A 15,573-nucleotide genomic window follows, 5' to 3' on the forward strand; every position below is an offset into this window, starting at 1 on the left:
ATAGCCAGAAACAAGAAAGCCCGCACAGGGCGGGCTTCTTGGGGTGTTTCGTAGACTGTCTGAGACAGCCAGAAACTAGTATGTGGTGCCCCGGCGGGATTCGAACCCACGACCCCTGCCTTCGGAGTCCTAAAAGTCGACGTTTAGAATCAATACGTTAGCGGGCATTAGCTGGGGAATCAATGGGTTGTATTAGCTGGGGTTAGCGGGTTTTCGCCCCAGTGATCGGGGCGAGTGTGGCAAATTTGTGGCATTCCGATCAGTAAGTAAGTCTCTCGACGCATCTATTCGACTGAGCTCACCCTAAGTAGTCAGTAATGAAGGGCAGTAAGCGGCCAATAGCCGACGTTCGCCTAGAACTGCAAACTGCGATAGCGAAAACTACACTCCGGTTCGCTCCTAATCAGAGTCAAACGCTAAGATGTCCGAAGGATCTAGGACAAGCTATTTGAGCCTTTTTTTGATGATTCGGGCATCGCTGTGGGGGGCCAAAATTTTGTACGCATGGGCAATCGTGGCCGACTCCGCGTTCGGCTTCCATTCCCATAATCGCTTCAATACACTATGGCTAAAATGGTCTTTTAAATGACTGAAGGTATGCGTATGGATAATGTCATAGTAAAAAAAGGATTATTGCTAGGAGCCGGTTTTTCTTACGACTTTGGAATGCCTCTAGCAATAGAGCTTACCGAAGTGTTCTTAGGATTATTCACTACGAAATCAACTGAGCGCTTTGTGGATATGCTCGCACAAAACTCACCCTATGGAGATGACCGCCCAATAAGTAGGCCTGCATTGAAGCGAGGTATGGATCTATTACTAAGCTATAAGGTTGGGGGTGGAAAAAACTACGAAGAACTATTATCAAACATTCAATCTGCGGCAGCAGACTATAAACACCCTCAAACAGACAAAGACACTTTCCATTATTTGTTTGGCGTATTTTATAGCATACTTCATAAAATTTTGTGCGACTACCAATTCGAAGCCCACAAAAACCTATACCCAAAGAACCTTCAATGGTTCGGAAGCTTCGGCGCCCTTCTATCCGATGAAGAAACTTGGGTATACAGCCTAAATCATGACCTTTTCGTCGAATGTTTAGCCATTGACTTGAATATCCCTATTACTTTTGGCGATAAATACAATATCAGCTTTCCATTGAGCAACTTACAAATGGACAATCTGATCAACCTAACTTACTCGAATCGCCATGACCTCAAAAAATTTGAGTCCGACTTTTTTCAAGGTTCTTATGGTATTAATCTATTGAAACTCCACGGAGGCTTGTCAGAGCTTCACTATCAAGATGGAAGCAAACTTTGCAATCAGACCCTGCAACATAAAACTTCAGATTTTTTATTGTCTGATTTTTCTAATATTTTGAGAATGGGATATTTTCATAATGGCGAACAAGTCCCATCAAGCAGAGATAGGGTTATAACGGATCTCAACGGCGATTTAGATATTATTTGCCAGTCGATGCTAACTGGTGGTAGCAAATATAGCTTAACAACAAATGAAAAACCTGGCGAAGAGAAGCTTCAAGTCTTTTCTAACACCCTCAGAAATCTAGATGAGCTCACAATTATTGGCTATGGCTTCGGAGATAAGCACGTGAATAATCGGTTGGTTAACGCTATGGTGCTTAACGATAGTCTCAAATTGGTAATCGTTGATCCTATACACAAGCCAGTTCCAGAGTTTCTTGAGCAATTCAATTACAAAGACCGGATAAGAACTGCGCAGTGCGGAGCTGCTCACTGGATGGAATACATGAATACCAAGAAATGGAATACGGTTCAGATAGAGGAACTGAAAGCTAACGCGCCCATCAGAACCATGATAAAAGAAAACATCACCCGCAAAATTGGTGGCTGAAATACTAGCGCCTTGTTACTGATCTCAATGCTCAATTCGGTTGATGAAGTCTGCCACTCCTCATAGCCACGTGAATGAGTCTATTGGCAAACAGTTGCACTCACCACTGACCACTATGGATGATTCAACCCGTCGATACTGGCAGCTATCGGCCAGAAGCAGTCTGTGAACTTCGACTTGCCACCTGAACTACTAACGAGTTTGAGGTTGGTAACAAGCTGAGCATTGAGGTAATTGATGGCGCGATAGTTTTCAGGCCTGCGTGCACCTCACCCCCGACACCGTGTACCAACGTTAAGCGCTTTACTCGCCTTTATGCAGGCTTTGGCGAGGCGGCACGTGGCCAGTTCAGACTATCGATGATAGCCGTGCCTTTGAAGGTGATTTCTTCCATCTTCAGGAGGTGTAACCCTGTTCTAGACACCTCCTAAGTCGCCCAGGCGCCAATCAGTTCGCGCATTCATGACCGAGTTTATAGCCCGTCGTAGGTGGCATTCAGCCATAAAAGCGCTTGTATCAATTTTGGCTGCCTGCTAGGTTCAGCCTATGCAGGGAATCATCAGGCGGGAAGCCAATGTTACGCCCATCTGAAATGTGACCAGCCAAAACACCTATGTCAGAGGGGAACGGTTACATGGAAGGCTTTCATGATCCTATTAGGCATTTAAAATATCTTCGTCAATCTTTATCACAAGATAATGAATCAATCGGCTTTTTTTTATCTGCGGGATGCCCTCTCTCAGTAAGCATGCCAACAGATGAATGGCCATTAATCCCTGATGTAGCAAACCTTACAAAATTCATTAACAGCCAGCTAATTGAAGACGCCCAATATAAAATTCTTTTGACTGAGTTAGTTAAGGCAGAACGAAACTCTGAAAATATAGAGGACACCCTAAGCTTCTTAAGAAGTCTCTTAACTGTATCCAAAGGCGGAGACGTTAGAGGATTAAGCGAGACGAATCTTTTAGACCTTGAGAAAAAAATCTGCAAGATTATTGTTAAAAAAATTGATGTATTACTTCCAAGCCAAGACACTCCTTATCACCAGCTGTGCAAATGGATACGTTCTATAGACAGGAAAACCCCCGTCGAAATATTTACCACGAATTACGACTTGCTTATGGAACAATCACTTGAGGATCTTGAAGTCGAGTATTTCGATGGATTCGTGGGTGCCCGAAGATCGTTTTTTGACTTGCGAGCTCTAGAAGACAATCTAATACCCGTTCACTGGTCTAGACTTTGGAAAATTCACGGATCAATTAACTGGTACAAAGAAGAAATATCTGGCCAGAAGAAAGTCTATCGATCTTCAGAAATAAAGGAGGATGCGTCCCACCTGATCTACCCTTCACACTTGAAGTATGAAGAAAGCCGGAAGATGCCTTATCTTGCACTCATAGATCAACTAAATAGATTCATTCGTAAAAAATCTTCATTACTCATAATGTCAGGCTACTCATTTAATGATGGTCATTTAAATGACACCATAATAAACGCTCTAAAAGCAAACCCTACTGCGATGGTGCTAGCGCTGATGTATGGAAATTTCGAAGATCAGCTTCCTGGCGGGATTGCGAAAGAAAAGTACCCTGAGGCATATCGATTAGCAAAAAACCAGCACAACCTAAATATTTGGACATTCAACAAGGCCATTATTGGTACAAACCCAGGGCGGTGGTCTCTATTTCCTGAAAACGACGATGCTGACGTGGATATCAGGGCGTTTATTACCTCTTCCAAGGTTGATGACACATCAGACAAGACAGAGAACATTATCAAACTTGGTGACTTTGCTGTCTTTACGAGCTTTTTGAAAAGGATAATCGGCTCAACAGCAGGGGGAAGTTAATGGCTAGCAAGGAAACCTACTTGGGCGATGTCCAAGATGTAAACGGGACGGCGGTTAGCATTTCATTATCAAAACAATCATTGACAGGCTTCATTTATATAGACGGCCAAGGATATAGGGTCGGACAGATCGGTAGTTTCGTGAGAATACCTATAGGCTTTTCTGATTTATTCGGAATTGTCAGTCAAGTAGGCGCAAGCGCTGTACCAGAAAATAAAACCAGCATCGACGATAAAAGTAATAGATGGATGAGAATCCAGCTTGTCGGTGAGGGTCAACGAAATGGCTCATTTCAAAGAGGTCTATCACAGTACCCCACCATTGGGGATGAGGTACACTTAGTATCCGAAAAGGAGCTAAAAACAATTTATGGCCGTCCAGATCGACCCTACTTCGTAAAGTTAGGGCATATCTCAAACGCTGAATCTATACCGGCCTTGATTGATATTAATAAGCTTGTCACTCGTCACTCCGCTATCGTTGGTACGACAGGATCTGGTAAGTCCACAACGGTGGCAAGCATTATGAATGCACTATCCGACACTGAAAAATACCCTTCTTCGCGAATTATTATGCTCGACTTACATGGGGAGTATGGTTCTGCCCTTAAAGACAAGGCTGACATCTTCAAAATTAACTCATTTAAGTCGTCTAAACTCGCAGAAAGCGAGCTACGAATTCCATTCTGGGCGTTAAATTTTGATGAACTTTGCGAAGTTAGCTTTGGCGAGTTCAGCAACGAGAAAGAAAAAAATGTTGTTATGGAGCGAGTCCATAAACTAAAAGCCGAGTCAATCGCCAAATATCCAAGAGCTGGCGCATCCCTTGATTCGGTTAGCGTTGACTCCCCTATTCCTTTTAGTATTCATCACCTGTGGTATGACCTTTTCATCGAGACATTTGCAACTTACTACAAAGGCCGCCCAGGAAAGCCTATGGATAATCTTGCATTTGAACTTGACCCTGCCGGCAATGAACTAAGAGGAAATCCCGCTGCAGGGATACCTCCAATATTTAAGAACATCGTTACCGAGGCCAATGAGGAGAAAATCAACTATCTACCAGGCTCATTGAACATCGGGAAAAATGTTCTGCTACTCGGCACAAAACTTCGAATACCTAGGTATGACTTTATATTTCGTCCCGGCGATTGGATGCCGGAAGCAGACGGTGCAGTAGTTACTGATCTAGATGCATTACTTGAGAGCTGGATTGGCGAAAAATCAATTTCTATCTTGGATTTATCTGGCGTGCCCCCAGACATATTGCAAACTACCATAGGGGCGGTACTAAGGATACTGTATGAAGCTCTTTTTTGGGCGAGAAACCTATCTCAAGGCGGCAGGCACCGTCCTTTATTAATTGTCATGGAGGAAGCGCATATATATCTCAATGATAGTTTCAAGGGCATGGCTTCTAAAATTGTGCAGCGGATAGTAAAAGAGGGGCGAAAATACGGTATCGGCGCAATGATCGTCAGCCAACGTCCGTCTGAAATAGACCCTACAATTCTATCTCAGTGCGGGACTTTTTTTGCCCTTAGATTGACCAATTCGACAGATCGCGCGCACATCACATCCGCACTCTCAGATAATCTGGACGGACTAACTAGTATGCTGCCTATCTTGAGGACCGGGGAAGCGATCATCTTAGGCGAGGCGGTAAAACTTCCTATGAGGACGTCTATTCTAGCCCCGCCGAAAAATCGACGACCAGACAGCCAAGACCCTATAGTTTACGATGAGCTTCCTATGGATGAATCTCTTTCTCCAGGTGGATGGGGTATAAAAATGGAGGATAATCCTAACTATGAAGAACTAGTAGAAACATGGCGAGCTCAGAATCCTCGAATTGATAAGATAAAACCTTAGGAGTAATTATGGAACGAAGCCCGGTGTCATCTTCAAACGTAGAGTCTGTAGGCTATGACGAAGATAGTGAGACTTTAGAGGTAGAGTTTAAAAATGGTACGCTTTACCAATACTTCGATGTACCACAAAGCGCCTTCAACGGGTTGGTAAACGCCGACTCGGTTGGAGGTTATCTCGCCGAGAATATTAAAGGCGTATACAGATATTCTCGCGTTTGAACAAACTTCACAAATGGAGTGGATTTCTCGATCTGACAGCACGCGGACATCCACTCTAGCAGTGAGCTTTCCCCACGCCCCAGCAGAAATATTCGTCCTTCATCCTTGGACACTCTGCTCCTCCGCTTCACCGCGGGCATTGCGCGCAGCGTCGCGCGCGTAACGTTAGCAATATGCAGGTGCTGTGAATCGCCCTTAATTTTGTAGGCGGCGATTGACTGCTTTTGGCCGATTCTGTTGAAAAAGTCGGCTTGCCCAAAGCGCTCGAATATTGATGGATGAAAACACCTCTTTTACACGCTGCTACGTGAAATCCGACTCATCAACCTTCTGCGCAAAACTCAGATTTCAATCTCAGGCGCGTACTTTTCTGCCGTGGAATTCGAAGCCGACTTTTTCAACAGAATCAGCCGATAGCTGCCCTTCCACAAAAAGCAGTAATCGATATATGTGTACAATCTCAAAGTCGATTTACCGGAAAAAAGTAGGATTTCAACTACAGCCTTCGTGATACATTAAATTTGCTTGTCGACCATCTGATACGCCCGGTAGCACCCTGCTGCGGAGGCTGCACACATCCATGCAGGACACATCAAATTCAAGAAAACAGCAACGATGGCGATACATTTGTGCGTCATCATATCGCCCATGCATGTGTGCTCGCCAAGAACAAGACGTCTCAACATACGGATATAGAAAGGTAATAAATGCTTGCCACCTTCACTTTACTTATAATATTTGGAATTCTACCTGCACTGTCTGGCTACATCGCCAACGTTTGTGGCTCACTTGAGAAGCGCACCTGGTACCACCAGAAAGCTCAGGATGTAAAGGGTTGGACCGCGAGCGAGTATTCACTCGCTGCTTTTATCACCTCCACGACCTTGCTGTATGCCGTTGGTTTTTTTACGTTGATTGGCATGAAGCCAGGCCTGATGACAGGCGTGGGATTACTGTTGCTTTCCTGCCTCTCCGCATTGGCGTACCTCTGCTGCTACTGGAAAATTCCGGCAATTGTCGCTAAATACGGAGGGCTGTTGAAAGTACTGTTAGGCGCTGTAGCAATTGGCGTAGCCACACTCTCTAAAATCTATTCGGACGCAGGGATTGCCGAGCTGACTAGCTTGTCACCGCAGGATTTGCCGGGAGCTCAATTATTGCTTACCTTCCTGCTTACTCCGACAATCTGGTTCTTGGGTTTGTCATTGACGCTCGGTTATTTGAGCTTACCCGTGCTCGCTATTCTGTTTCTGCGCAGTCTGTACCGTGATTTTCGTAAGATAAAGGATGGCAAAAAAAATGAATCAAATCTGCGTGATGTGGCCGCGCTGGTGGCCGTGTTCTTTTCTGTGATCATTTTGCTTAGCATTACTGAGAAAATAGCCAGCAAGCGTTTTTATGAGCCCCGATTAAAGCAGGCAATCGTGTTCGCCTCATTCCACTTGCCCACTTCGTACTGTGGGCTCATCGATACAAAAGGGGTTCAAATAGCGCCGATGTCAGATGGCAGAGCGGCTATTGCGATACCCGATGGAAAACTCGATTACACTTTCGACATTATCGACTGCAAACCCCAAAAAAAGGATAGCGATCAAGTTAACGCAATATTGGAAAAATCCAATTCAAAAAAAATGCAGTAGATTCGCTGAGCCTGACTCAGGCAATAATCGATACCAAGTATGAAGATAAACCGAAGAGGGCTGGGCGTCGGGCTCGATGGGTAGCTTGGCTCATTGTCGGCTACCTATAGAAAATGATCCGACCTCATCACCTTTAATTTCACTTACTCCGCGCCTGCTAGGGCCGATATTGGCCGGTTAGCGACGAATGCTGCCCCTCTGGAGGGTTCGCTTAGGGGCACAAATCTCTGCCAGTCATGACCTGCTGGATACAAGCAGGATTGTGATGCATTACCCCTCTTTGAGGTCTTGCTCATACGTTTTAGAAAAGCTTGAGAGATCAGTCTTAAGGACGAGACAAAGATCGCGAAGCTGAACGATATCGAGCCTTCTGACTCCTCGCTCGACATCACTCATAAATGATTGCGGCCTCCCCAGGGCAGCAGAGCACTGTGCTTGAGTCATTCCGGACTCGACGCGCATGCGTTTTAGCACTTGAAGAAAAATTTCGTGCTCACGTCGATAGATCGCTTTGGTCATGGCCGCGTATCTGGAGGGGCGGCTTTCTAAGCTATATCTGCTTTTAAGATATCTGATTATCAGATATTTTATTGCTGAATATTCGCAGCGGGAAAAGTGATGAGGCAGATTTGGGAGCTATTTCGAGTGCTATGGATTGTTGGAGGTCTGCCGGTTGGTGCGTTGCTGCTGGTTGTGGTGGTTTTGTGCGGTTTCAACCTGCCGTTCTTTTTGGGGGTTTCTGGCGGTGCTGATCCGGCCATTCGATGGTTGTTCTGGGCCCTGGCTTTCTACTTCGTCGGAGGGGGCTGGTTGTTTTGGCGTGTTAACCAACGCTATGCAGAGAAGCTGAAGCAACTGGTTGCAGGTTTCCAAAGCGCAGGTTTTCAACCGCAGCTCGAAATATTCGCAAAGATTAACGATGCTTACCTGGGTATCGATGGATCTGCACCTAGGCTGTTAGCCTACCCAGTGAAAGGCGCAGCGCATTTTTTCAGGTTCGATGAAATCAATGCTTGGCGGATCGTCTCAGTAGGTAAGCACAATCATCGTTTGGAGGTACTGACCACCAATCTTGATGTTCCCGTGTTCAGCCTCGTTTTGAAGCCGACAGAGGTACTCAATACGGAGGCTCGACTTGATACGTTGCTTGGTACCTAGCTGCGCCTCTGGACTACCATTCTTGAACGTCAGTTCATCATTCAGTAGGAGCAATCTATGAGTAATCCCGTCAGAAGCATTCCTGTGCCAACGGATATCATTCAACTGGAGCAGGCAAATGCGATGATGCGCTCGGCTAATCTGGCTCTTGCCCGCGATGATGTCGCCACTCTTTCTGCTCTCGGATTTTCCCATCAACACATCGGAGAGCTGAAGCAAAAAGGCGGCTTCCGGTCTTCTTCGATCGCGCAAAACACAAGAGTGATTACACGTCTTCGCAATATGGTAGACCAGTATGCACAGTGACAGCACGCCGCTATCGATCGCGGCCAACGTGTTGGCGAGCGCCACTATTGGATCCGTCCGCCGCTCTCCGTCTTATCACGCCCGTGGCTGGCAAATACTTGATCGTTGGGCCTTTAGCTTTCCAGAGCAGCTTCGTAGGCTGGAGGCGGACGGAGAGGTCATCTTGTTGGGAAGGTTGTTGGAGCAACAGGAAATCGAGCATCAAGTGCTGAGCTCGACGGCAGGGCTGGAACAGTGTAGCCGTGGCCTAGCAGAGCATGAAATCCTGGCATTGTATGAGATAAGCACAGAGCTGTGAGTCACCAAGGCACCAGCGGGTTTACCTCAACACCAGATACGCTTAATGGCCTCGGTTATCTCGACCAAGACATTTGCGTACCCTTGAAAAGCGCGCCGTTGCTCTCCGGGAAAAGATGTTTCTGACGGCCACCTAGGCGCCGCAGCTCATTGATTAGGTGGGAGTTAGTTTTGCTTCTGGTCTGTCGCTTCAATGCGGCGGCCAGCACGTACTGACCAACACTCATTCCGCTGTCGTTGGCTTTCTTGCGCACCAATGCTTCTGCTTCCTCGAAACAACGAATTGCCGGCAGCCATCCTGTGCGTCGGCGTTGTTCGCTAAGACTCATGAGCTTTCCTTTTCCAGGTGTTGGGGTCTCGGGGCTTGCCCTGAGCGGGGAAGGTAGGCAAAGCAGAGGGAGTGGAACGACTGGTGCGCGCCGGTTGTGAGGCGCCAGGTACTGGCGGTATAGCAAACCCTACCTTGTCCTAGCCTTTTCTCTCAGAATTTAGATGATTTTTTGCACTATCCGCTTACAGCGGGGGGCAAGAGGCGTTGGTATTTAGGAGGGCGCCATGGGGTACGAAAAAAAGACGAATTCAAGACGATTACATGTGCGAAAAATGCGTAACTTATTTGCAGCTGAGGATGAGACGATTGGACGGCGTGAAAGACGGTGGAGCGACGGTTAGGATTCCCAAGCCTTGAGTGGCTTTCTGCTGCAGAGTAAGGGGAAAGCAGCATGTGTGTGTACTTGACGCTGATAAGCGCGAGACGATTTTTCGACGCTTGTGGTGATGCGGAAGCACAAAGGCTAAAGTGACGAATCTGAGAGAGCTATTTGACGCTGCCGTTTAGTTCTCCGGTGATGCATCTCAAGATGCCTTGGAGGTTGTTATGGAACAATCCAGTGACGGCGAAAGTAGCTTCGCCGAGATTATGCTTCTGAAGCGCTCCAATCGTGAGCGGTTGATTTGTGCTATCCGAAAAGCCTCCCCTGAAGAGCTCGAGATTTCCGCTCAGCGCATCAAGGACGTTTTGCTTGGCTCTGTTGATCCTAGCTTTCGCCGACAGCGCATTGCCCCGCCAGCGTTCGTGAGCGACAAATAGCTCCTCTGTATTGAACGATTTTCGCGAAAAATCGGCATGCGGTTCGTCGTTTTCATTTCGGAGTCCGCACGTTTCATTGTGTAGTACGACGTCATAATCAGTTAATTATCAGGCTGGCTACTATTGCCCAGGCTCCGCATGGGCGGTAGTAGGCAGCAGTTATCTTTTGGATTCACCCCACTATGTTTTTTCCGCACAGGAATCGTTGGGGAGCGATTGCACCAATTCACCTTAGGCGCCGTGCCCGAATGATTTACTGGGCTCATTTGTGCGGCGCTCAAAGTATCAAGCGTGCGACATAGCACTTTGGTGAGCTTCCAAATTTCGTGGGCTTCGCGTCTCCAGTACCGATACTTGTATTGGCTGAACTGTTGGGTACTCCTTTGACAGCTACGCCCATTAGCCAAAGAATAGCGATATGCAGCTATCTCATCCGGACATCGACCCAACAGAAGCCTTCCAGTTCGTCTTTCGTGAGATTAAGCGTCATGAGGACACAGGTAGGAAAAATTTCGTTGTGCGCGTGCCTGTGGATATGGTCGAGTACCTGTTCTCTGGTATTGCTCTGAAGTCGGGCATGTCCAAGGTCAAGCTGGAGCGATTGCTTACTGAGCTTGGGATTTATGGTTTTAGGGACGCCGACGGTCGAATCCTGCGACGTTATCTAAGTGGCCATTCGCGCATTGCTTGGGATACCTACCATCGGTTGTTGTTTTGGGCATTCGCGAAGGGGTGGATCTCTGAATGGGTTTTTCGCGATCTTCTACTCGGGTCATATCTGCGAGAGGCGGCCCAACTCAGCGCCCGCAAAATTCTGAACAGGCTGAAGCGTCAGATATCGGCGCCAAGTTTGACTCAGGAGCAGATTGTCGAGTGTTTTACCGAGGTGTATCTGGCCAAAGAGAAGGAGCGAGCGCAAGCCGTGGTCAGCCGCTTACGTGTCGATTCAGAAGCGCGAGAGCTGGCAAACTCATTAGGCCTCGAGGTAACCGATTGCTCCAAATAACATGCGGCTTACAACATTTGCCCACGCTGGCAATTTTGCGAAAGGAATCCTGATGTCCGTTCCTACATACGACAAATTTATTGAGCCGATCTTGCGTTACCTAGCGGCTAATCCGGAAGGTGCGACAGCACGCGACGCGCATGAAGCTGCGGCCCGGGCTTTGAATTTATCCGAACTACAGCTTCAAGAGCTGATTGCAAGTGGGCAAGCGACCTATAAGAACCGCGCAGGATGGGCTCACGACCGTCTCAAGCGCGCAGGATTATCCTCCAGCGCCAAACGGGGTTACTGGAAGCTAACCGAAGCTGGCGTTGTTTATTCCAAGCAGCACCCTTCACCGCTCACTACGGATCAGGTTGAACAACTTGCCATCGGCTTCATGGACGTGAAGCTTAGGAGCGCCTCCGATGCTGTCCCGCTAGATGAACGTGATCAGGGGGCAGACACACCGATATCAGCAACTGTAAGCCCAGACGATCGGTTGGAGCAGGCTCTGCGTGAGCTACGCAATGCGACAGCCGCAGATCTACTGGATAACCTGCTACAAGTCAGCCCCAACCGCTTTGAAGTCATTGTTCTCGACGTGTTGCACAGCCTTGGCTACGGGGCTAGTCGAAACGACTTGCAGCGTGTTGGTGGAAGCGGAGATGGCGGAATTGACGGGGTAATTTCGCTTGATAAGCTCGGACTGGAAAAAGTCTATGTCCAAGCAAAGCGCTGGCAAGGCACTGTGGGCCGTCCTGAGTTGCAAGCGTTCTATGGAGCACTTGCTGGGCAAAAGGCCAAGCGAGGGGTCTTTATCACTACTTCGGGCTTCACTGCCCAAGGCATCGACTTTGCCCGCTCAGTGGAAGGCATGGTACTGGTGGACGGCATCCGCTTGGTCAACCTGATGATGGACCATGAGGTTGGGGTAACGTCCCGGCTTCTCAAACTGCCGAAATTGGATAGCGATTACTTCGACGAGGAATGAAGATTTTTGGGCTCGACATACGTTTCTCTATACCGGGGCAGGGCTAGTAAACGGGCACCGGACACTAGCTCCCCAATGATCAAAAAAACATCACCAATCAGACTCCAGCTCGGTGCTTAGGTGGATACCCATCACCTTAGCTTTGCGATATTTCAACGGCTCCGCATTTATCTCCAGGGCAACAAGTCGACTAGCAGCGGTGACCAAGCTGTTGAAACGTTCATTGTGAACGGCGACGTATGCGATAAGCCTACTACCCGTCGCCTGCATGGAGCCGATGCAGAGAGGAACCGACTTGTCGCTTAGGAGCAGTGGATCAACGTATAGGTAGCATTCTAGGGTCGGGTATTTGAATGTTTCGGGGTATCGAACGGAGCCGTAAAGCTTGATCACAGTATGCTCTGAATAATGGTGGCCGATTGTTCTTGTATCGGACCGCGTGGCCATGCTGAACGACCAGGACATATCCCACCCCCATATCCGAGCTTGGAGGATTATTCGCTCAACGGCGGTATGACTCCTTCTAGCCATGGCATTCATCCTCCCCGTTTGAGTTGGCTTCAGACAAACCTAGCTCACTTCGTTACCGCCATTCAGATTCTCGGCCAGATACAGAGTTAAGGCCATGGCGTTATGCGGCTTACCTGATGCAGATCGGTAATTTTCTGCCATCGCGTTGACTACGAGTTGCGGCCTATGTCTAAGTTTTCCGCTTACCTTCGCCTTCACAAGCGCTCTGTGGACATCCGTCCGATGTTCAGGAGGGATTCCTGACATATCCAATTCGTAAGAGGTGGGCAAAGACGTTGGTGTTTTGGTTGAGAGTTTGGGTTGAGGTTTAGTGTTAGGTATGACATTGGCTGATACGGTATCGATATGGCATCCGTGTGATATCGAGTCCTCTTCTACGTATCGCTTTGAGCGCGGTCGGAGGGATTCATCTATCCAATCCTGCTGGTCGTCGCTCAGTCTTTCTTTGAAGTCATTCAGAAAGTCGTTTAACCACTCGCTTGGGATATGGCGAATTTCTTCCAGCGCTCTGGCTCGTAGTTTTGGCCCTGTCACTTGAGTAGCAGAGTGGTGATCCCACCAGATTCTTACCCAAACGATGAGTCTCACGTTGTCATACCTGGCTAGGTCTTCATCCTGAAGGCGGTGGATGACCTGCAACCACTGATCCGCCGTCCATCCAATTTCTGCTCCGGCAATGCGTGGAACAAGTGGGTATACGCCCGTAATGTTGCTGTCAGGAGCAGTTAACAGGTGCAGCAAAGCGACTTTGTCCTCTGTGGTGCAATTCAGTAAACGTGGGGAGCGCCAAAAATTTTGGTCCCGAATGGTTCGCTGTCTACTCATGCTCACTGCTCCCGGTGCAGCGGAGATGAATCGAGCCAGGGCAGGTCATTGTCGCCCCTCCACCTGTGCTTTTTTTGTGGGTCTCCCTGTGCGTTTCGGATGTGAAAAAGGTGCGATGACGGTGGCTGAATCTCGACTCTCGGTGTTGCCGGTGCGCATCCAAGTTCTCAGATCACCCAGTCTCCATCTCAACCTTGACAGTCCCGGTACAGGCTCAAGCCCCGGCAATTTGCGCTGACGGACCGTAAGCACGCTGAAGCCGGTCAGCGCCGCAACTTCAACTACGCCAATCAGAACGTCGTCGCCAAGCTTCTGTATTTTCTGGATGGTTTCATAATCTACTGTCATCGCTTTATCGCTCGATTGATCTGGTGAGGCCAGCTTTTGCCAATCAGACGCTCAATCACTAGGACAGCTTTTTAACAGATGAAAGGTTTTCTGAATGACGGGGCCGCAATAAGAGGCGATTGCTGACCCGGCAACAGTGCCTCGTAGACCTATGCTGGGTTCGCGCGGGCGTGTTGCAAGATCAGTGGTCAGCTCGAAGCTGACCACTGAGAATTAGCCATAGGTCTGATCAAGCCAGCTTTGCCGCGAGCTCTTCTGCGGTGATGTTGTAGTAACGCTTCAGCATGTTCACCATCCCGATGGCCCGTCACGCTGGCGAGCTCGATCAAATTCGGCAGCTTGGTCGCAAGCCTACATGTCGCTTCATGCCGCAGATCGTGAAAGCGTAGATTGATCAGGAAGTCTTCCTGAGGCGTTACCTGCGCCGCCCCGCAATCCCCCAGGTATTTCAGCCTCGCTCGCTCCAGGCCTCGCACAAAGGCCTTCTTGAGAGCGTCGGCGGTGGTGGGGAAGACTCGACCGCACAGCGAGCGCGGCAAGTCCTTCAGCAGCTGAATAGCCCTTGGTGAAAGTGGGACGGTTCTGGGCAGTCCGTTCTTGGTCGCTGGAAGATGCGCGGTCCTGCGATCTAGGTTCACATGCTTCCAGCGCAGCTCGAAAATTTCGCCACGGCGCATGGCTGTCTCAATTGCCAGTTGGACAATGGGCCGTATCCATGGATTGTGGGAGGCGTCGGCATAGGTGCCGTCAGCACGGCGCTCACGAAGCTCCAGGGCGTTGAGGATGTATTGCTCTTCAATTGGGTCGAGCCGCCGCGAGCGTTCGTCGTTGTAGCTGGGACGGCTGACCATCCTGACGGGGTTCTCGGCAAGATGAATTCCCCACTCGCGGCGAGCAACCTCGATCACGCATTGAAACAAAGCCAGCTCACGCTTAACCGTATTGCCCTTACGGATCTTCAGGCGCTCGTCACGGTAGCGGGCAAAGTCAGAGGAGGTGAGGGTGGCAACGATGCGTGTCGCCAGCGGATGACGCTTGAGTGCTTCCAGACGTTTGATTTCCGAATACGCGCCTTTGTGCTTCGGCGCGATCTCGGAGATGTAGCGATCAATGAGTTGATGAAAGGCGGTGCGTTCAGCCTCGACGCGAGAGACAAAAATACCTCGGTCGATTTCGCTTTCGATCATGCGCGCCCAGGCTTGGGCATCGACTTTAGTTTCGAAGGTTTTTCGTTGGGCTGGATAGCCCTTGCGACGGATTTGCGCTTCCCACTGATACTCGCCGCGATTCCTGATTGTTGCCATTTCGACCATTCCCGCCACTTTTGAGTGTGGCAAATTTGTGGCAAAAACGACTTTCAGGACTAGGACAGGTTTCTGTCAGGAGCGCTATCCCCTTGTAATACAAGGGAAAAAAGATGGTGCACCCGGCGGGATTCGAACCCACGACCCCTGCCTTCGGAGGGCAGTACTCTATCCAGCTGAGCTACGGATGCTTGTGCGGGCGCCATCATACCCATGTCGACCTTGGGCGTCCATGCTGGTTTTTGGCCGTTGGCGGGTAGGAATTGTCTG

15 protein-coding genes and 1 tRNA gene are annotated in these 15,573 nt (G+C 48.8%); 10 read left to right on the top strand and 6 right to left on the bottom strand.

From position 1 onward, the window contains the following. Positions 1-585: 585 nt before the first annotated feature. The 5 genes from ACS5Q8_RS00930 to ACS5Q8_RS00950 all read left to right on the top strand — a co-directional run bounded on the left by ACS5Q8_RS00930 (position 586) and on the right by ACS5Q8_RS00950 (position 7,465). Complete coding sequence (locus tag ACS5Q8_RS00930) at positions 586-1,881, top strand: hypothetical protein (RefSeq protein ID WP_465159745.1); 1,296 nt, start codon at positions 586-588, stop codon at positions 1,879-1,881. A gap of 634 nt (positions 1,882-2,515) precedes the next feature. Continuing rightward, the gene (locus tag ACS5Q8_RS00935; protein WP_465159746.1) at positions 2,516-3,736 is read left to right on the top strand and encodes an SIR2 family protein; all 1,221 of its coding nucleotides are present in this window, start codon (positions 2,516-2,518) and stop codon (positions 3,734-3,736) included. After that, a complete protein-coding gene (locus tag ACS5Q8_RS00940; protein WP_465159747.1) occupies positions 3,736-5,607 on the top strand; it encodes an ATP-binding protein in 1,872 nt (623 codons plus the stop codon). Before ACS5Q8_RS00935 ends, ACS5Q8_RS00940 begins: the two co-directional genes overlap by 1 nt. An 8-nt stretch (positions 5,608-5,615) precedes the next feature. Then, positions 5,616-5,825: a KTSC domain-containing protein gene (locus ACS5Q8_RS00945; RefSeq protein ID WP_080274897.1), complete on the top strand. Its 210-nt coding sequence runs from the start codon at positions 5,616-5,618 to the stop codon at positions 5,823-5,825. A 707-nt stretch (positions 5,826-6,532) separates the two neighbouring features. Further along, entirely contained in the window at positions 6,533-7,465 is a 933-nt protein-coding gene (locus ACS5Q8_RS00950; protein ID WP_465159748.1) for a hypothetical protein, read from the top strand. A 270-nt stretch (positions 7,466-7,735) separates the two neighbouring features. Here ACS5Q8_RS00950 and ACS5Q8_RS00955 read toward each other — a convergent pair whose 3' ends face one another. Then, positions 7,736-7,984, bottom strand: a complete 249-nt coding sequence (locus tag ACS5Q8_RS00955) for a helix-turn-helix domain-containing protein (protein ID WP_065872782.1) — start codon at positions 7,982-7,984, stop codon at positions 7,736-7,738. Between the two features lie 126 nt (positions 7,985-8,110). Between ACS5Q8_RS00955 and ACS5Q8_RS00960 the strand changes: the two genes are divergently transcribed. Together ACS5Q8_RS00960 and ACS5Q8_RS00965 are read left to right on the top strand one after the other, a co-directional pair. Beyond that, a complete protein-coding gene (locus tag ACS5Q8_RS00960) occupies positions 8,111-8,623 on the top strand; it encodes a hypothetical protein (RefSeq protein WP_465159749.1) in 513 nt (170 codons plus the stop codon). Positions 8,624-8,680: 57 nt separating this feature from the next. Continuing rightward, complete coding sequence (locus ACS5Q8_RS00965; protein ID WP_465159750.1) at positions 8,681-8,929, top strand: hypothetical protein; 249 nt, start codon at positions 8,681-8,683, stop codon at positions 8,927-8,929. 353 nt (positions 8,930-9,282) lie between these two features. On the opposite strand, the gene mobA is transcribed toward ACS5Q8_RS00965, so the two are convergent. Further along, complete coding sequence (gene mobA, locus ACS5Q8_RS00970) at positions 9,283-9,555, bottom strand: plasmid mobilization protein MobA (RefSeq protein WP_465159751.1); 273 nt, start codon at positions 9,553-9,555, stop codon at positions 9,283-9,285. Between the two features lie 548 nt (positions 9,556-10,103). On the opposite strand from mobA, the gene ACS5Q8_RS00975 reads away from it, so the two are divergent. The 3 genes from ACS5Q8_RS00975 (at position 10,104) to ACS5Q8_RS00985 (ending at position 12,295) form a co-directional block, all read left to right on the top strand. Further along, entirely contained in the window at positions 10,104-10,316 is a 213-nt protein-coding gene (locus tag ACS5Q8_RS00975; protein WP_065872785.1) for a hypothetical protein, read from the top strand. Between the two features lie 418 nt (positions 10,317-10,734). Continuing rightward, positions 10,735-11,322 (top strand): hypothetical protein, encoded by a 588-nt coding sequence (locus ACS5Q8_RS00980; RefSeq protein ID WP_464697990.1) that lies wholly within the window; start codon positions 10,735-10,737, stop codon positions 11,320-11,322. A gap of 52 nt (positions 11,323-11,374) precedes the next feature. Beyond that, positions 11,375-12,295: a restriction endonuclease gene (locus tag ACS5Q8_RS00985; RefSeq protein ID WP_065872787.1), complete on the top strand. Its 921-nt coding sequence runs from the start codon at positions 11,375-11,377 to the stop codon at positions 12,293-12,295. A 570-nt stretch (positions 12,296-12,865) separates the two neighbouring features. Here the strand turns inward: ACS5Q8_RS00985 and ACS5Q8_RS00990 are convergent. From ACS5Q8_RS00990 to ACS5Q8_RS01005, 4 genes are all read right to left on the bottom strand, one after another. After that, on the bottom strand, positions 12,866-13,651 hold the full coding sequence (locus ACS5Q8_RS00990) for a hypothetical protein (RefSeq protein WP_465159752.1): 786 nt from the start codon (positions 13,649-13,651) through the stop codon (positions 12,866-12,868). 45 nt (positions 13,652-13,696) lie between these two features. Further along, positions 13,697-13,999, bottom strand: a complete 303-nt coding sequence (locus ACS5Q8_RS00995; protein ID WP_465159753.1) for a hypothetical protein — start codon at positions 13,997-13,999, stop codon at positions 13,697-13,699. A gap of 188 nt (positions 14,000-14,187) precedes the next feature. Further along, positions 14,188-15,312 (bottom strand): site-specific integrase, encoded by a 1,125-nt coding sequence (locus tag ACS5Q8_RS01000; protein ID WP_465159754.1) that lies wholly within the window; start codon positions 15,310-15,312, stop codon positions 14,188-14,190. A 105-nt stretch (positions 15,313-15,417) separates the two neighbouring features. Next, a tRNA-Arg gene (locus ACS5Q8_RS01005) sits at positions 15,418-15,494 on the bottom strand. Between the last annotated feature and the right edge of the window lie 79 nt (positions 15,495-15,573).

The organism is Pseudomonas sp. PAMC25584 (assembly GCF_058135675.1).

Coding starts and splice junctions, on each gene's coding strand:
- ACS5Q8_RS00975 (WP_065872785.1), top strand. CDS start 10,104: ATGGAACAATCCAGTGACGGCGAAAGTAGCTTCGCCGAGATTATGCTT.
- ACS5Q8_RS00940 (WP_465159747.1), top strand. CDS start 3,736: ATGGCTAGCAAGGAAACCTACTTGGGCGATGTCCAAGATGTAAACGGG.
- ACS5Q8_RS00995 (WP_465159753.1), bottom strand. CDS start 13,999: ATGACAGTAGATTATGAAACCATCCAGAAAATACAGAAGCTTGGCGAC.
- ACS5Q8_RS01000 (WP_465159754.1), bottom strand. CDS start 15,312: ATGGTCGAAATGGCAACAATCAGGAATCGCGGCGAGTATCAGTGGGAA.
- ACS5Q8_RS00935 (WP_465159746.1), top strand. CDS start 2,516: ATGGAAGGCTTTCATGATCCTATTAGGCATTTAAAATATCTTCGTCAA.
- ACS5Q8_RS00965 (WP_465159750.1), top strand. CDS start 8,681: ATGAGTAATCCCGTCAGAAGCATTCCTGTGCCAACGGATATCATTCAA.
- ACS5Q8_RS00980 (WP_464697990.1), top strand. CDS start 10,735: ATGCAGCTATCTCATCCGGACATCGACCCAACAGAAGCCTTCCAGTTC.
- ACS5Q8_RS00985 (WP_065872787.1), top strand. CDS start 11,375: ATGTCCGTTCCTACATACGACAAATTTATTGAGCCGATCTTGCGTTAC.
- ACS5Q8_RS00930 (WP_465159745.1), top strand. CDS start 586: ATGACTGAAGGTATGCGTATGGATAATGTCATAGTAAAAAAAGGATTA.
- ACS5Q8_RS00955 (WP_065872782.1), bottom strand. CDS start 7,984: ATGACCAAAGCGATCTATCGACGTGAGCACGAAATTTTTCTTCAAGTG.
- ACS5Q8_RS00990 (WP_465159752.1), bottom strand. CDS start 13,651: ATGAGTAGACAGCGAACCATTCGGGACCAAAATTTTTGGCGCTCCCCA.
- ACS5Q8_RS00945 (WP_080274897.1), top strand. CDS start 5,616: ATGGAACGAAGCCCGGTGTCATCTTCAAACGTAGAGTCTGTAGGCTAT.
- mobA (WP_465159751.1), bottom strand. CDS start 9,555: ATGAGTCTTAGCGAACAACGCCGACGCACAGGATGGCTGCCGGCAATT.
- ACS5Q8_RS00950 (WP_465159748.1), top strand. CDS start 6,533: ATGCTTGCCACCTTCACTTTACTTATAATATTTGGAATTCTACCTGCA.